This window comes from Stenotrophomonas sp. NY11291 (genome assembly GCF_023277365.1).
Lineage (GTDB): Bacteria > Pseudomonadota > Gammaproteobacteria > Xanthomonadales > Xanthomonadaceae > Stenotrophomonas > Stenotrophomonas geniculata.
Genome location: NZ_CP096975.1, coordinates 3,428,452 through 3,443,305, shown reverse-complemented (window position 1 = coordinate 3,443,305; position 14,854 = coordinate 3,428,452). Strand labels below are relative to the sequence as shown.

The window sequence follows — 14,854 nt, the reverse complement described above, 5'->3', positions numbered from 1 at the left end:
GCCTGTATTACTTGAAGGTGTACTTGGCACCGACGGTGAAGTAGCGGCCGATGGCACCACTGAAGTGCATCGGGTTGTAGTTCACGCCGCCATAGGTCAGCGGATCCAGCGGAGCAATTCGGTCGAAGACGTTCTCGACCGAAGCATTCAGCTCGAACGCTTCGGTGATTGCCCAACGGCCGGAAAGGTCGAAGGTGGTGAACGAAGAGATCTTCTTCACCGGCGATCCATCGGCATAGAAGAACTGGTACTTGCCGCCGCGCTTGTCAGTGTTTTCCATGCTGGAGATGTAGTTGGCCACGCCGCTGACACTCCACGGGCCCTGCTTCCAGGTGGTACCGAAGTTGATGCGGTCCTTCGGCGTGCCGATGCAGTTGGTCACGTCGCAGTTGCCGTGCGTGCCCAGGAAGTCATCGGTGCTGGTACCGCTGGTGCGCTCGAACTTCAGCAGGTGGCTCCACTGCAGATCCATCTCCAGCTGGCCCGGGCCGATGTCGAAGGTCTGGCGGATGTCGGTGTCGATACCGCGAACGCGCGAGGAACTGGCGTTGATGTAGGCGGTGTTGACGGCCAGGATGCTGCCGGTACCGGCGACGCCGTTGAGCAGGTTGTTGTCGCGCAGGACATTGCCAGCCCGGATCGCATCATCGGTATCGCCCTGGGCGATCTCGTTGGTGCGCTTGATTTCCCAGGCATCGACGGTCAACGAGGTGGAGCGGGTGGGCTGCAGCACGATACCCACCGAGTAGCTCTTCGACTCTTCCGGCTTCAGGTCCTTGTTCGGGCGGGTGATGATCGCAACCGACTGCGAGCCGCAGTCGTCCGGCGAAGCACCCGGGGCCGGGTTTTCACCGTCCGGGCAACGGATCGGATCCGAGGCAGTGGAGAAGGCGGCCAGGCCACCATCGCCGTTCTCGGCCGGGTTCGGCGCACGGAAGCCTTCGGCGTAGCTGGCGCGCAGGGCGATCCAGTCGGCCGGCGTCCACTTCACACCCAGCTTCGGCGTGGCCTTGCCTTCACCGCTCTCATACTTGTCGTAGCGCAGTGCAGCGGACAGTTCCAACTGCTCCAGCACCGGTGCCGACAGTTCGACGTAACCGGCGTACACGTTCTGCGTGCCGTCATAGGCCGAGTAGCCCAGGCCGATGATGTCACCCGTGTCGGTGTAGGTCTGCGGGGTCAGGCTGTTGCTGGTCTTGCGCCACTCGGTACCGATCGCCAGGCCCAGCGGGCCACCCTTCAGGTCCATCAGGCTGCGCGACACGGTGAAGTCGAACATGTCCAGGCTGGACTTGGCACGTGCGCTGATCTTCGGCGAGATGTAGTCGTACAGCGCCTGGGAGTTCAGGTTGGCGTTGTCGCCGATGCGCCATACGCCACCGGCACAGTTCGCGTCACCCAGTGCACACTTCACGGCGCTGTAGCGCAGGAAGCCGGTGCGCTCGTTGACCAGGTCGGTGCCCGAGTGCAGGTAGGCGGTGTCGTAGCTCCAGTCACCCCAGTTGCCCTTGACGCCGACCAGGAAACGATTGAACTCGTTGGTGTTGTCGGTCACGCGGGGGCCGACGTCCCAAGCGCTGTAGCGCAGGCGCAACGGGCCGGTACCGAGGCCGGCAGGCCGGTCAGGATGATTGGGGCCAAGCACCACGGCGCCCGGACCGCTGTTGCCGTTGACCGGGCCGCCGGGATAACCCCAGCCGCCGGACGCGGCGGACGGCGTGTTGCTGAAGGTGGTTTCCTTCTTCGAGTAGCCGATCTCGGTGTAGATCTCGCCACCTTCACCAAACGCGAAGCTGGCGCGGCCGAACACATTGACGTACTTCTCTTCCGGCGAGATGTCGCGATACAGCTGTGCCGGATCCCACAGGCAGCCCTGCGCGGCGACCGAGGCGTCGGTCTGGCCACCGATGGTGGTCAGGCCCTGGCAGCCAGGCAGTGGCACGAGGGTGGCCGGATTCGTGTCGGTGACATTGCGGTCGTCGTACACCGAGCCATTGGGACCAACGCCGCCGCGGGTCTTGCCGCTGAGGAAGGCGCCACCCAGGAACTGGGCATTGTTGCCATAGCCCCACTGGCGGGTGTCGCCGGTACCGATCCACTTGCGGTTCTTGCGGTCGCTGATCTTGATCGCGTCGCTCTTGCCGACATCCAGGCTGAAGAAGGCGTTCCATCCGTCGGTGGCCATGTCGCCGGTACCGGCGGTCAGGGTCGCTTTCTTGGTATCGCCATCGCTGTCGCCGGACAGGCCGTAGGAGCCACGAAGGATCGCGCCCTGGAAGTCGCTGCGCAGGATGATGTTGACCACGCCAGCGATGGCGTCGGAGCCATAGATCGCCGAGGCGCCGTCCTTCAGCACTTCCACGCGTTCAACGGCGTCGAGCGGGATGGTGCTCAGGTCGGTGAAGACCTTCTGGCCGTCATCTGCCAGGCCGTAGGTGGCCATGCGGCGACCATTCAACAGGACAAGGGTTGAACCCGCGCCCAGGCCACGCAGCGAAATGCCGGCGCCACCGCCGGCGAAGCCGTTGCCGAACGATTTGGGAATAGAGCCGGCGCCATTGGCGGTGATGGTCTGCAGGTACTCGGCAACCGTGGTCTTGCCGGTGCGGTCGATTTCCTGGCGGGTCACCACCTGCACCGGGGACGGTGTTTCAGTGTTGGTGCGCGGGATGTTCGAACCGGTGACCGTGATGCGGTCCAGGTTGGTGGCCTTCTCCTGCGCGAAAGCGGAGGTGGAAGCCACGGCGCCAACCAGCAGCAGGGTGCCGCCGGTAAGGATATGGGTGATGGACGATGCCAGGGTGGTGCGGCGGCGGCTGGCGGGCCGTTGGATCAGGTGTTTCACAGCTTCTCTCCTAACTGGAAAACCGTAGCGTTGAGGGCTGTCTCCGGTAGATTCCGGGACGGACCAATCTAGGTTTCCGGCGGGTGACGAAGTCGTGAATTTTTGCTTAATCAATAACAGTTGATCCTGTTCCGTCCGTGCCCGCCCGGACGGAAGGGCCGGCCCGGCAGATGGCCGGGCCGGCGATCACTTCAGTCCGGCAGCGAGAACTGCACCGGCACCATGCCGATGGCCGGCACGGCCACGCCATCACGCTGGGCCGGCTCGAAGCGCCAGTGCCTGAGCACCTGCTGGCGTGCGGCCTGGTCCAGGCTGCGCGAGCCACTGCTGCGCTCGATGCTGACCACCGCCGGCTGCCCGTGGGTGTCCACCTCTACCCGCAACAGCACCGTACCCTGCTCGCGGTTGCGCAGTGCCGCCAGCGGGTAGGCCGGCGGCGGGGCGCTGCGGTATTGCAGCTGGGCGCCGGCCAGTGGTGTGGCGGTATCGATGCTCGGTGCGAGCTGGGGCGGGGCCGGTTCGGCGGCCGGCAGTGCGATGCCCTGGGTTTCCTCTACGGTCGCGGTGGGTGCGGGCAGCGGCGGTACCACCGGCTGCGTCCGCGGTTTGGGCACCACCTGGACGATCTCTTTCGGCGGGATCGGAACCGGCGGCGTGGGCGGTGGCGGGATCTTCTCGATCAGCCTGACCGCAGTCTTGTCACGCGGGACCTGCACAGCCTGGTAGGTCGCCGGGATCAGCAGCAGCAGGAAGGCCAGCAGATGCAGGGCGATGGCCGCGCTCCAGGCGGCAACGCGGGCGGGGTCGAACTGCGGGGATGCAACGGGATACGTACGAACCATGGTCCACCTCCATGCCAGTGACGAAGTCCTCAACGCACCAGGGCCCGTGGCGGGGTTGCCGCACGCGGCTGGCAGTCCATCAGTAGCGCGACATGGCGGCCACTGCCTAGAGGCAGGGGGGCGATCGTTGGGCTGGCCTTCAGCCAGTGCCGGCTGCGGACATGAAAAAAGGCGGATCCCCTGCGGGATCCGCCTTTGCCGGCAATGACGAACGGGATCAGCGACCCAGTTCGAACACCACGTCCAGGTTGACCGAGACGGTCGATTCACCCGGTGCGACCGGGGTGGCCTTGTCCATCGCCGCGCCGGCCGACATGGCCCGCATCATCGGCATCGGGCGGTAGCCGCCGCCGGCGTTCTCGGAAATGCTGACGATGCGGCGCACCTGCAGGCCCAGCGACTTTGCATAGGTCTGGGCGCGGGCCTGGGCCTTCTTCAGTGCAGCCAGGCGGGCTTCGTCATAGACCGGTTCCGGCTGGTCGATCTCGAAGCTGGGGCCATTGATCTGGTTGGCGCCCTGCGCAGCCAGTGCGTCCAGCACCTTGCCCAGCTTGGCGATGTCGCGCACCTTCAGGCTGACCGTGTTGCTGGCCTGGTAGCCGGTGATCTTCGGCGCTTCGTTGTCGGCATAGCGGTACTGCGGGTTGAGGCTGACGCCACTGGTCTGCACGTCGCGCTCGGCGATGCCGGCGGCCTTGATCGCGGCCAGTACCTTGTCCATCTGCTGGGCGTTCTGGCGCATGGCGCTGTTGCCATCGGCGGCCTGGGTGACCACGCCGGCCGACAGGGTGGCCACGTCCGGCACGCGGGTGGCCTCGGCGTTGGCCGAGATGTTCAGCAGGGTGCCTTCGGCCGGAGCGGCGATCGACGGCGACGACGGGGCAGCATGGGCGGTCATCGAGGTTCCAAGGGCGAGGGACAGGGCGAGCAGCAGCGGGGTGGCGGTCAGGCGCATGGAGAACTCCTTGTTGTGCCGTTGAGGGTGGTGTCGTAGCGATGAACGCGCTGTGAGCCCGTTCGGGGTTGAGTGCGTTCCAGAACGGGTTGCCGACGATTCAGGTGGCAGCCTCAGGTTATGCTGTGCCGATGCTCTACCTTGCTTCCCGCTCCCCCCGACGCAACCAGCTGCTGGCCCGACTCGGACGCCCCTTCCAAGCCTTGGACCTGGAGGTCGTCGAGCAGCGCGCGCCCGCTGAAAGCGCCGAACAGTATGTCTGCCGGGTCGCCGCCGACAAGGCGCGCGCCGGCCTGGCCCGGGTGCTGGCCGATGACCCGCAGGCGCGGGTGCTCGGTTCGGACACCGAGGTGGTGCTGGACGGCGACGTGTTCGGAAAGCCCACCGACGCCGCCGATGCGCGGGCGATGCTGGCGCGTCTTGCCGGGCGTACCCATCAGGTGATGACCGCGGTGGTGGTGGTCGGCGCGGACGGGCTGGACAGCGAGCTGGTCATTTCCGAAGTGACCTTCGCCCCGATCGACGCCGCCGACATCGCCGCCTACGTGGCCACCGGCGAACCGCTGGACAAGGCGGGGGCCTACGCCATCCAGGGCGGGGCCGAGCGCTGGATCGAGCACCTGTCCGGGAGTTACTCCGGGGTGATGGGGCTGCCGTTGCTGCACACCGATCGTTTGCTGGCGCGCTGTGGCGTGCCGGCCCCCACTGCCGATGCCGCCAGGGAGGCTGCCGATGTCTGAGGAAATCCTGGTCAATGTGACCCCGCGCGAGACCCGGGTCGCGGTGATCGAAAATGGCATGCTGCAGGAACTGCACATCGAGCGCGGCTGGCGCCGGGGTGTGGTCGGCAACATCTACAAGGGCAAGGTACAGCGGGTGATGCCCGGCATGCAGGCGGCCTTCGTCGAAGTCGGGCTGGAGCGTGCCGCGTTCCTGCACGCCAACGACGTGGTGCGGCCGGCGCCGGTAGCCAGTGCCGACACCGAGAACACCACGCTGCCGCCGCCGTCCAGCGTGCCGATCGTCGAGCTGCTGCGCGACGGCCAGGACATCGTGGTGCAGGTGGTGAAGGATCCGATCGGCACCAAGGGCGCCCGCCTGACCACCCAGATCAGCATTCCCTCGCGCTACATGGTGCTGCTGCCGCAGTCCAAGGTGGTGGGCGTGTCGGCGCGCATCGAGGATGAAACCGAGCGTGCGCGCCTGAAGGCGCTGGTGACCGAACTGTCGGCGCAGCACGGGGGCTACGGCTACATCGTGCGTACCAATGCCGAGGGCCAGCCGGCCGAAGCCATCGCCGAGGACATCGCCTACCTGTCGCGCGTATGGAACGTGGTCGAGCGTCGTGGCCGCGAAGCGGCCTCGTGCAGCAACATCTATGAAGACCTGAGCCTGCCGCTGCGATCGGTACGCGACCTGATCCGCAAGGATGTGGACAAGGTGAAGGTGGACTCCAAGGAGACCTTCGCGCAGTTGCAGGCCTTTGTTGCCAAGTACATGCCGGTGCTGGCGGAGAAGATCGAGCTGTACAGCGGCGATCGCCCGATCTTCGACATGTTCGGGGTGGAGGACGAGATCGGCCGCGCGCTGGACAAGCAGGTGCCGCTGAAATCCGGTGGTTACCTGGTGATCGACCAGACCGAGGCGATGACCACCATCGACGTCAACACCGGTTCGTTCCTCGGCCAGCGCAACCTGGAAGAGACGGTGTTCCGCACCAACCTGGAAGCGGCACAGTCGGTGGCACGGCAGCTGCGCCTGCGCAACCTGGGCGGCATCATCATCATCGACTTCATCGACATGGATGATGCCGAGCACCGCCGCCAGGTATTGCGTACGCTGGAAAAGGCGCTGGCCCGTGACCATGCCAAGACCACGGTGTACGACTTCTCGCCGCTGGGCCTGGTGGAGATGACCCGCAAGCGCACGGTGGAAAGCCTGGAGCGCCAGCTGTCGGAAACCTGCCCGCAGTGCAGCGGCCGCGGCAGCATCAAGACCACCGAAACGGTGACCTACGAGATCTTCCGCGAGATCACCCGTGCCGTGCGCCAGTTCGATGCCGCGCGCCTGCTGGTGATCGCCTCGACCAAGGTGGTCGCGCGCATCACCGACGAGGAATCCGCGGCGGTGGCCGAGCTGGAGGAATTCCTCGGCAAGAGCATCCGCTTCCAGGCGGACGAGCAGTACCTGCAGGAGCAATTCGATGTTGTTCTGCTCTGATCCTCGCCGGCCGCAGGCCGGCGGTGGCCGATGAGCGCGCCGCCGCGCCTGCGACTGCGAAGGATCCGCCGTCATTTCATTGCCGCCTGCGCGGTGGGCCTGGTCGGGCTCGCACTGCTGGTGGGCACCCTCAGCCAGCTGCTGCCGCTGGCCGAGCGCCATCCCGACAGGATTGCCGCCTGGTTGAGTGAACGCGCCGGCCAGCCGGTGCGTTTCGACCAGTTGCAGACGGCCTGGACCCGGCGTGGTCCGCTGCTGCAGCTCAAGGGCCTGCGCATTGGCGCCGGCCAGGGCCTGGCGATCAGCGAGGCCGAGGTGCTGGTATCGATGTACAGCGGGCTGCTGCCCGGCCGCTCGTTGACCGAACTGCGCCTGCGTGGCCTGGCACTGGACCTGCAGCAGGGCGAGGACGGCCGCTGGTCGGTGCGTGGCCTGCCGCAGGCCGCCAATGGCGGGGACCCGCTGGATGCGCTGCGCCGTCTGGGCGAACTGCAGGTGATCGGGGGCCGCCTGGGCGTGCATGCGCCGGGGCTGGGGATCGATACCACGCTGCCACGCATCGACGTGCGCCTGCGGGTCAATGGCGACCGCCTGCGTGTAGGCGTGCGCGCCTGGGCCCAGACCGAAGCGCTGCCGTTGACGGCGGTGCTGGACGTGGACCGCGTGCGCGGCAACGGCCAGGCCTGGCTGGGCGCCGATCCGGTCGATTTTCATGCCTGGTCGCCGCTGCTGGCGGCCGGCGGTGTGCGCCTGCGCGAAGGCAAGGGCGAACTCAACCTGTGGCTGACCCTGCGCGATTTCGCGCCGGTGGCGGTGACCACCGATTCGGACCTGCGTGATGTCCGCATCGATGGCGCACCGATGCCCGCGATGGCGGCTCCGCAGCTGCAGCTGCAGCGGTTGCAGGCACGCCTGCGCTGGCAGCGCCAGGCCGATGGCTGGGCATTGCAGGTGCCGCGCCTGCGCCTGAAAACCGAAGAAGGCGAGCAGCAGCTCGATGGCCTGCAGCTGCAGCTCGGCAAGCAGATGCGGGTCAGTTCTCGCGAAGTGCAGGCCGGCATCGCGCTGCGTGCGCTGGCCCTGAGCGATCGTCTTGAACCGGGCCTGCGTCGCTGGCTGTTCCTGTCCAGGCCGCAGCTGGACGTGCGCGAGCTGCAGCTGGCGGGCGAACGCGATGGCCCGCTGTGGGCGCAGGGCGAACTGCAGTCGCTGGGCTTCGCCAGCGTGGGCAATTCGCCCGGCCTGCGCGGCCTGGGCGGGCGCTTCGAAGGCGACGCGGATGGCTTCAGCCTGCAGCTGCAGTCGCAACGCCAGCTGCAGTTCGATTGGCCGACCGGCTTCGGCGTGCGCCACGATCTGCACCTGGCGGGCCAGGTGGTGGGCTGGCGCGATGAAGGCGGTGGCTGGCGCATCGGCACGGCAGCGATGCGCGTGGAAGGCACCGATTATGCGGCGGACGTGCGCGGTGGTGTCTGGTTCCAGGGCGACGGTACGCGGCCGTGGCTGCAGCTGGCGGCCAAGCTGGACGACGTGCCGATGACCGCGGCCAAGCGCTTCTGGATCCACTCCAAGATGAGCAAGGGCGCCACCGACTGGCTGGACATGGCGCTGGCCGGTGGGCAGGTGCGCAACGGCATCGGCCTGGTCAGTGGCGACCTGGACGACTGGCCGTTCGACAACAACGATGGCCGCTTCGAGGCGACCGGCCATATCACCAATGGTGACATCCGCTTCCAGCACGACTGGCCGTTGATGCGCCAGGTCGATGCCGATATCGCCTTCATCGGCCCCGGCTTCGACATGCACGGTCGCGGCGATCTGGCCGGCGTGGCGGTGCAGAAATTCGAGGCGGGCATCCAGGATTTCGGGCAGCAGCCGCTGTACGTGCGTGCCGATGCGCAGAGCGAGGCCGGCAGGCTGCTGGCCATGCTGCGGCAGAGCCCGCTGCACAAGGATTATGGCGACACCCTGGACAACCTCACCGCTGCGGGCCCGGCGCATGTGACCTTCGATCTGCTGCAGCCGCTGCACCACGATGAAGGTGGCGGCCACCTGCAGGGAACGGTCGATCTGGCCGGCGTGAAGCTGGTCGACAAGCGCTTCCAGCTCACCTTTGACAACATGCACGGGCAGGCGCGCTACAGCAACGGCGGTTTCGGCGCCGAGGAACTGGCGGTGCGCCACCTCGGCCAGGACGGTCGTCTGAGCCTGCGTGCCGGTGGCTACGTGCACGACAGCAAGCTGGCCTTTGAATCGCAGTTGTCGGCCAACCTCGATGCTGGCGTGCTGATCGACCGCGCGCCGGAAATGGCGTGGCTGAAGCCCTACATCGCCGGCACCTCGCCGTGGACCATCGCGGTCAATCTGCCCAAGGTCGCTCCGGGGGCGCCTGCGCCGCCCAGCGAGCTGCGGTTGAGCTCCGATCTGGTCGGGACCCGGCTGGACCTGCCGGCGCCGCTGGACAAACCGGCTGCCGAGCCGTTGGCGACCACCGTGGCTGCACAGCTGCCGATGGGGGCCGGCCGCATCGACGTGTCGTTCGGCCAGCGCCTGGCGCTGGCTGCGCGCAGCCACAACAACCAGACGGGTGTGCAGGTGACGCTGGGCAGCGACCATGCCGATCGCGAGCCGCCACCGAGCGGACTGTCCGTGAATGGCCGCAGCCCGACCCTGGATGCGCTGGAGTGGATCGGCCTGGCCCGTGGTGGCAACGACGATGACGGCATGCCGCTGCGTGCGGTGGACGTGCAGGTCGGCAAGCTGATGCTGATCGGTGGTGTGTTCGAGCAGACCCGGTTGCAGCTGCGCCCGGGAGCGCAGGCACTGGATGTACGCCTGGACGGCCCGTCGCTGGCCGGGCGCCTGACCGTCCCCAATGCAGACGGCGGCACCATCAGTGGCCAGCTCGACCGCGTGCACTGGCAGTCATTGCCGGCGGCTCCAGGTGTACCGGCCGCACCGGCACGGGTACAGGCAGGCGCCAACGACATGGACCCGGCCAAGCTGCCGCCGTTCGCGCTGGACATCGCCGACCTGAAGTTCGGCAAGGTGGTGCTGGGCCAGGCGGTGCTGCGTACGCGGCCGCTGGCCAATGGCCTGAACGTGGATGAGCTGCGCTTCCGTGCGCCCGACCAGGAGATCGACATCAGCGGTCGCTGGCTGGGCCGCACCGGTGGTGCCCGCACCGAACTGACCGCGCAGGTGCGCAGCGAGGACCTGGGCGGACTGATGCAGAACCTCGACTACGGCGGCCAGCTGCGTGGCGGTTCCGGCCAGGCGCAGCTGCAGGCCACGTGGAGTGGGGGGCCGTCGGACTTCCAGCTGGGCAACCTGCAGGGCCGCCTGGACCTGCACGCACGCAACGGCCAGCTGCTGGAGCTGGAACCGGGCGCCGGCCGCGTGCTGGGCCTGCTCAGCGTGACCCAGCTGCCGCGGCGCCTGATGTTCGACTTCCGCGACTTCTTCTCCAAGGGCTTCGCGTTCAACCAGATCGACGGCAGCATGCAGTTCGGCCAGGGCATGGCGCGCACAGACAAGGTGCTGATCGAAGGCCCGGCAGCCAACATCACCATCCGCGGCCAGGCCGACCTGCGCAACCAGCAGTTCGACCAGACCATCGACGTCAACCCGCGCGCAGGCAATCTGCTGACCGTGGTGGGGGCGGTGGCCGGTGGCCCGGTGGGGGCGGCGCTGGGCGCGGCCACCAATGCGGTATTGTCCAAACCATTGGGCGAGATTGGCGCCCGTACCTACAAGGTGACCGGTCCATGGAAGGAACCGAAGGTGGAAGTGATCGAGCGCAGCCGCGACAAGGCTCCGCCACCCGCGCCGGCACCGGCACCGGCCATTCCGCCGACCGTCACCGGCCTGCCGCGCGCGCGTTGAGCGCGGCTTTCCTGTTCACGGGGCTTGCCTGAGCGCCCCCGCATCCCCAGATCGAGAACCATGACTGATATCGCCCTGACGCTTGCCCAAGACCGCCTGCTGCGCCCTGGTGGCCTGGATACCGCTGGCCTGGAGCGCACCTTCGGGCAGTTGCTCGGCCCCGGTGTGGACTTTGGTGACCTTTACTTCCAGCACGCCCGCCGCGAGAGCTGGAGCGTGGAAGACGGCATCGTCAAGGACGGCGCGCATTCCATCGAGCAGGGCGTAGGCGTGCGGGCGATTTCCGGCGAGAAGACCGGTTTCGCCTACTCCGACGACATCCATGCCGATGCGCTGCGGGTGGCGGCGCAATCGGCACGTGCGATCTCGCGCGAAGGTGGTGCCCAGACCGGTCGCTCGCTGCTGCGTGGCAACGCGCGCGCGCTTTACCCGGCGCTGGACCCGATCGACGGCATCGGCAACGAGGCCAAGGTCGAGGTGCTCAAGCGCCTGGACGGCTACCTGCGTGCCGCCGACCCGCGCGTGAAGCAGGTGATGGTCAGCCTGTCCGGCGGCGTCGATACGGTGCTGATCGCCCGCAGCGACGGTGTGCTGGGCGCTGACGTGCGCCCGCTGGTGCGCCTGAACGTGCAGGTGATCGTCGAGCACAACGGCCGTCGCGAGTCCGGCTATGCCGGTGGCGGTGGCCGTTACGGATATGAGGAACTGTTCGCGGACGGCCGCCCGGAAGCCTTTGCCCGTGAGGCGCTGCGCCAGGCGCTGGTGAATCTTGAGGCGGTACCGGCACCGGCCGGCGTGATGCCGGTGGTACTGGGCCCGGGCTGGCCCGGCGTGCTGCTGCATGAAGCGGTCGGCCACGGCCTGGAAGGCGACTTCAACCGCAAGGGCACCAGCGTCTACGCCGGCCGCATCGGCGAACGCGTGGCCGCCCCGGGCGTGACGATCGTCGATGACGGCACGCTGGATGGACGCCGTGGTTCGTTGAACATCGACGACGAGGGTCATCCCAGCCAGTGCACCACGCTGATCGAGGACGGCATCCTGGTCGGCTACATGCAGGACAGCCTCAACGCGCGCCTGATGGGCGTGGCGCCGACCGGCAATGGTCGCCGCGAATCGTTCGCGCACATGACCATGCCGCGCATGACCAACACCTACATGCGCGCCGGCCAGCATGACCCGCAGGAGATGATCCGTTCGGTGAAAAAGGGCCTGTACGCGGTCAACTTCGGCGGCGGCCAGGTCGACATCACCAGTGGCAAGTACGTGTTCTCGGCCACCGAGGCCTACCTGATCGAGGATGGCCGCATCACCACGCCGGTGAAGGGCGCGACCCTGATCGGCAACGGTCCGGAAACCATGCAGAAGGTGCGCATGGTCGGCAACGACCTGGCCCTGGACGAGGGCGTGGGCATCTGCGGCAAGGACGGGCAGAGCGTGCCGGTGGGTGTCGGCCAGCCCTCGTTGCTGATCGAGGGCATCACCGTCGGCGGTACCCAGGCCTGAGCCGGGCGATGGCCAGTGCCACCGCCCCTGCCGGCGAGGACTCAGTCCTCGTCGGCTTCGTCGGTTTCAATGGGGTCGGCGTCTTCGGCGCTGGCCTTCAGGCCCAACGCGGCCGGCAGCATCAGGGCACGCAGCACCTGGAAAATTTCGCGGTAGGCGCGCGGCGGCTTGTTCTTCGCCTTCTCGGCCTGGGCATTGCGCACCAGCGTGCGCAGCTGCTGGCGGTCGGCCTGCGGGTAGTCGTCCAGCAGTGCCGCCAGTGCCTTGTCACCCTCGGCCAGCAGGCGCTCGCGCCAGTCTTCCGCGCGGTGCATCATCGCCACTTCGCGGCGGCCGGTTTCGCTGTTGGCGTCCAGCGCATCGCGGATCGCATCCAGCGTGGCGTCTTCTTCGCGGCGCATGTGCTTGGCCAGGAACGCCAGCTGGCGCTTGTGGGCGATGTGGGCGGTGATGCGCTTGCACTCGGCGATATGCGGCAGCAGGTCTTCCGGAATCGGCAGGCGCGCCAGCTGGGCCGGGGTCAACGACACCAGCTTCTCGCCCAGGGCCAGGACGTCGAGCGCATCGCGCCGGTTCTGGCTGCGGCTCTTGTCGTGGAATTCACCGGTTTCTTCGTCGCGTCCGCGCATCGTTCCTACCTGATCTCAAAAAAAGTCGCCCGGCGTGAGGCCGGGCCCAACCCGTACAGGATAAAGCATTGAACGTGATCGCCCCTGAAGTCGCTGTCGGCGACGACAGCCCGGCCCGGCTGGAACGGCTGGCCGACCTTTCCCAGCAGCTGCTCGACCGTGCCCGGGCGCTGGGCGCCAGCCAGGCCGAGGTCAGCTGCAGCGAGGACCGTGGCCTGGAGGTCAATGTCCGCCTTGGCGAGGTTGAGACCGTGCAGTCCACCCGCGACCGCGGTATCGCCGTCACCGTCTATTTCGGCCAACGCAAGGGCAGCGCCAGCACCGGCGACCTGAACGAGGCCAGCCTCACCGCCACGGTCGAGCAGGCCTGCGCGATCGCCCGCCATACCGAGGACGACCCGGCCGCCGGCCTGGCCGAGGCGGCGCTGATGGCGACCGACTTCCCCGACCTGGACAGCTGGCATCCCTGGGCGCTGCAGGCCGACGAGGCGGTGGACCTGGCCCTGGCCTGCGAGAACGCAGGTCGTGAGGCCGATGCGCAGATCCGCAACTCCGACGGCGCCTCGGTGTCGAGCATGCAGAGCCTGTCGGTGTACGCCAATTCGCATGGCTTTTTCGGCCGTGAGCGTGGCACCCATCATTCGGTGGGCTGTGCGCTGATCGCCGGCCAGGGCGATGGCATGCAGCGCGATGGCTGGTACACCAGCGCGCTGGCCCGCGAGGACCTGGAGGAGGTGGGCCTGGTCGGTCGTCGTGCCGCCGAGCGTACCGTCGCCCGCCTGCAGCCTCGCTCGATGGCCACCGGCAGCATGCCGGTGCTGTTCGCCCCGGAAGTCGCGCGCAGCCTGGTCGGTCACCTGCTGTCGGCGGTGTCCGGCGGTGCCCTGTACCGCCAGGCCAGCTTCCTGCTGGACAGTGTTGGCCAGCAGCTGTTCCCGGACTGGATGCAGATCGAGGAACTGCCCCACCTGCGCCGTGGCCTGCGCTCGGCCGCCTTCGACGGTGACGGCGTGGCCACCCGTGCTTCGGCCCTGGTCCGTGACGGCGTGCTGCAGCGCTATGTGCTGGGCAGCTACTCGGCGCGCAAGCTGGGCCTGCAGACCACCGCCAATGCTGGTGGCGTGCACAACCTGCAACTGGCCGCCAACGCGGGCTCCCTGCAGGAGATCGCCCGCCAGATGGGCGATGGCCTGCTGGTGACCGAGCTGATGGGGCAGGGCGTGAACGGGGTGACCGGCGACTACTCGCGCGGTGCCGGCGGCTTCCGCGTCGAGAATGGCGAGATCCAGTACCCGGTGGATGGCATCACCATCGCCGGCAACCTGCGCGAGATGTTCAGCAGCATCGAAGCGGTCGGCAGCGACGTCGACCCGCGCTCGCACATCCGGACCGGTTCGATCCTGCTGGGGCGGATGACCATCGCCGGTAATGATTGATGGCGTCGATGGCGTAAGCTATGCCCGCCTGACGCAACCAGCTTGGTGCTGGTGGGTCAAGACCACCCAATGAAAAGGAGTTTTGTCGTGAGCGAATTCGATAACGTCCCGCCGCCGCCGGCCACCACCGACGTGCCGGCCGACCAGCGCACCATGGCCCTGGCTGCCCACCTGCTGGGCATCTTCACCGGCTTCATCGGCGCACTGATCATCTGGCTGATCAACAAGGACGATGCTGGCAAGGCTTTCGTGACCGACCAGGCCAAGGAAGCCCTGAACTTCCAGATCACCGTGACCATCGCCATGGTCATCAGCATGATCCTGACCATCGTGATCATCGGCGTCTTCCTGGCCCCGATCGTCGGCATCATCAGCCTGGTGTTCAGCATCATCGCAGCGGTCAAGGCCAACAACGGCGAAGCCTATCGCTACCCGTTCGCGCTGCGCCTGATCAAGTAATACCGGCTGCATGCGGAACTGAAAACGCCCGGCATTGCCGGGCGTTTTCATGTGCGGGGAGCGACGGGCGGTGCCCG

At 67.4% G+C, this 14,854-nt stretch carries 10 protein-coding genes; 6 read left to right on the top strand and 4 right to left on the bottom strand.

The window, feature by feature from the left end; translation table 11 throughout:
- Positions 1–7 precede the first annotated feature (7 nt).
- The 3 genes from M1L61_RS16115 to M1L61_RS16105 form a co-directional block, all read right to left on the bottom strand.
- Entirely contained in the window at positions 8–2,845 is a 2,838-nt protein-coding gene (locus tag M1L61_RS16115) for a TonB-dependent receptor (RefSeq protein WP_019338628.1), read from the bottom strand.
- 191 nt (positions 2,846–3,036) lie between these two features.
- Positions 3,037–3,687 (bottom strand): energy transducer TonB, encoded by a 651-nt coding sequence (locus M1L61_RS16110; protein WP_019338627.1) that lies wholly within the window; start codon positions 3,685–3,687, stop codon positions 3,037–3,039.
- Positions 3,688–3,904: 217 nt separating this feature from the next.
- Complete coding sequence (locus tag M1L61_RS16105; RefSeq protein WP_006382138.1) at positions 3,905–4,642, bottom strand: SIMPL domain-containing protein; 738 nt, start codon at positions 4,640–4,642, stop codon at positions 3,905–3,907.
- Between the two features lie 131 nt (positions 4,643–4,773).
- Here M1L61_RS16105 and M1L61_RS16100 point away from each other — a divergent pair, with 131 nt between their 5' ends.
- Genes M1L61_RS16100 through tldD form a run of 4 tightly spaced genes read left to right on the top strand, consistent with a single transcriptional unit; the run spans position 4,774 to position 12,253 of the window.
- Complete coding sequence (locus M1L61_RS16100) at positions 4,774–5,382, top strand: Maf family nucleotide pyrophosphatase (protein ID WP_029379848.1); 609 nt, start codon at positions 4,774–4,776, stop codon at positions 5,380–5,382.
- Positions 5,375–6,862: a ribonuclease G gene (rng, locus tag M1L61_RS16095; protein ID WP_049454682.1), complete on the top strand. Its 1,488-nt coding sequence runs from the start codon at positions 5,375–5,377 to the stop codon at positions 6,860–6,862. Before M1L61_RS16100 ends, rng begins: the two co-directional genes overlap by 8 nt.
- A 30-nt stretch (positions 6,863–6,892) precedes the next feature.
- A complete protein-coding gene (locus M1L61_RS16090; RefSeq protein WP_248853774.1) occupies positions 6,893–10,747 on the top strand; it encodes a YhdP family protein in 3,855 nt (1,284 codons plus the stop codon).
- Positions 10,748–10,807: 60 nt separating this feature from the next.
- The gene (gene tldD / locus M1L61_RS16085) at positions 10,808–12,253 is read left to right on the top strand and encodes a metalloprotease TldD (protein WP_159360420.1); all 1,446 of its coding nucleotides are present in this window, start codon (positions 10,808–10,810) and stop codon (positions 12,251–12,253) included.
- Between the two features lie 41 nt (positions 12,254–12,294).
- Here tldD and yjgA read toward each other — a convergent pair whose 3' ends face one another.
- Positions 12,295–12,882 (bottom strand): ribosome biogenesis factor YjgA, encoded by a 588-nt coding sequence (gene yjgA / locus M1L61_RS16080; RefSeq protein WP_010482967.1) that lies wholly within the window; start codon positions 12,880–12,882, stop codon positions 12,295–12,297.
- A gap of 68 nt (positions 12,883–12,950) precedes the next feature.
- Between yjgA and pmbA the strand changes: the two genes are divergently transcribed.
- Positions 12,951–14,318: a metalloprotease PmbA gene (gene pmbA, locus M1L61_RS16075; protein ID WP_049411897.1), complete on the top strand. Its 1,368-nt coding sequence runs from the start codon at positions 12,951–12,953 to the stop codon at positions 14,316–14,318.
- A gap of 87 nt (positions 14,319–14,405) precedes the next feature.
- Positions 14,406–14,777: a DUF4870 domain-containing protein gene (locus M1L61_RS16070; protein ID WP_010482972.1), complete on the top strand. Its 372-nt coding sequence runs from the start codon at positions 14,406–14,408 to the stop codon at positions 14,775–14,777.
- Positions 14,778–14,854 lie beyond the last annotated feature (77 nt).

What these genes read in the sequence shown, in the direction of transcription:
- M1L61_RS16110 (WP_019338627.1), bottom strand. Translation starts at nt 3,687, where the DNA reads ATGGTTCGTACGTATCCCGTTGCATCCCCGCAGTTCGACCCCGCCCGC.
- M1L61_RS16105 (WP_006382138.1), bottom strand. Translation starts at nt 4,642, where the DNA reads ATGCGCCTGACCGCCACCCCGCTGCTGCTCGCCCTGTCCCTCGCCCTT.
- M1L61_RS16100 (WP_029379848.1), top strand. Translation starts at nt 4,774, where the DNA reads ATGCTCTACCTTGCTTCCCGCTCCCCCCGACGCAACCAGCTGCTGGCC.
- rng (WP_049454682.1), top strand. Translation starts at nt 5,375, where the DNA reads ATGTCTGAGGAAATCCTGGTCAATGTGACCCCGCGCGAGACCCGGGTC.
- M1L61_RS16090 (WP_248853774.1), top strand. Translation starts at nt 6,893, where the DNA reads ATGAGCGCGCCGCCGCGCCTGCGACTGCGAAGGATCCGCCGTCATTTC.
- tldD (WP_159360420.1), top strand. Translation starts at nt 10,808, where the DNA reads ATGACTGATATCGCCCTGACGCTTGCCCAAGACCGCCTGCTGCGCCCT.
- yjgA (WP_010482967.1), bottom strand. Translation starts at nt 12,882, where the DNA reads ATGCGCGGACGCGACGAAGAAACCGGTGAATTCCACGACAAGAGCCGC.